The following is a 920-nucleotide window of genomic DNA, read 5'->3' as shown; positions in this document are numbered from 1 at the left end:
GGCGCCCCCTTCGCCGTCCGCCCAGTCCAGCCAGGCCTCGACCTGGGCGTCGGACCAGCCTTCCGGGGCCAGAACCTCGATCAACCCGCCCCGCCCCGGTCGATCTGACGCGCGCGCCGGGGTGCGGTCAGGGCGAGGCGGGCGAGGCTGGGGCGGGTGCGCATGCGGGGTCTCAACGCGGCTTTCGCCGATGCTAGCGGGCATTTTGGGCGGCTCGCAATAAATCTAGCGCTGGTGTTGCGGGTTACCCCCAAGATGTTGAGGTTCGACGGCCGCGCGTCGCGCTGGACGGACGGCGCTGCGGTTTCTATGATCGCGCCGCTGTCGCCGGACCTTCCGGCCGATGCAAGACGAGTGGAATTCCCGACGTGCTAGGCAAGATCTTCGGTTGGTGGGACGGCGCGACCATCGGCACCCTGTTCACGATCGCCAAACGGGGCGAGCAGGTCGGCTCTGACGAGTTCGGCAACCGCTACTACCAGTCGCGCGACACCGTCAGCTACGACGGCCGCCGCCGCCGCTGGGTGATCTACAACGGCTACGCCGACGCCTCGAAGGTGCCGCCGGACTGGCACGGCTGGCTGCACTACACCTATGACGAGGCGCCGTCCGAGCAGCCGCTGCCGCGCCGCTCGTGGGAGAACGATCATCTGCCGAACCTGACCGGCACGCCGATGGCGTGGCGTCCCCAAGGCTCGCTCGCCGCCGAGGGCCAGCGCCCGGCCGCGACGGGCGACTACGAAGCCTGGCGGCCTGAATGAAGCGCCGCGCCGTCACTCCTGGCCGGCGTCGCCGCCGCCGCGTCCTGACGGCGGCGGCGTGGTCGCCTCGGCGCTCAACGACCTGCCCCAGGACGCCCGCCCGATCCAGGACACCACCGCCGAGCTGAACCGCCAGGGCCGGCGCCCCAGCCGGCCACT

The 920-nt window shown here is 71.4% G+C and carries 2 protein-coding genes; one reads left to right on the top strand and one right to left on the bottom strand.

Going from position 1 to position 920, the window contains the following annotated elements:
* A partial coding sequence (locus tag AC2W7C_RS18475; RefSeq protein ID WP_486002649.1) for a hypothetical protein occupies positions 1-204 on the bottom strand: 204 nt, incomplete at its 3' end.
* A 164-nt stretch (positions 205-368) separates the two neighbouring features.
* Between AC2W7C_RS18475 and AC2W7C_RS18470 the strand changes: the two genes are divergently transcribed.
* Entirely contained in the window at positions 369-761 is a 393-nt protein-coding gene (locus tag AC2W7C_RS18470; RefSeq protein WP_486002648.1) for an NADH:ubiquinone oxidoreductase subunit NDUFA12, read from the top strand.
* Positions 762-920: the final 159 nt, after the last annotated feature.

The organism is Brevundimonas sp. CURTG3B2_SDJG, from assembly GCF_057364705.1.
Note: the sequence above shows the minus strand (reverse complement) of the source record. Positions and strands in the feature narration are given on the sequence as shown.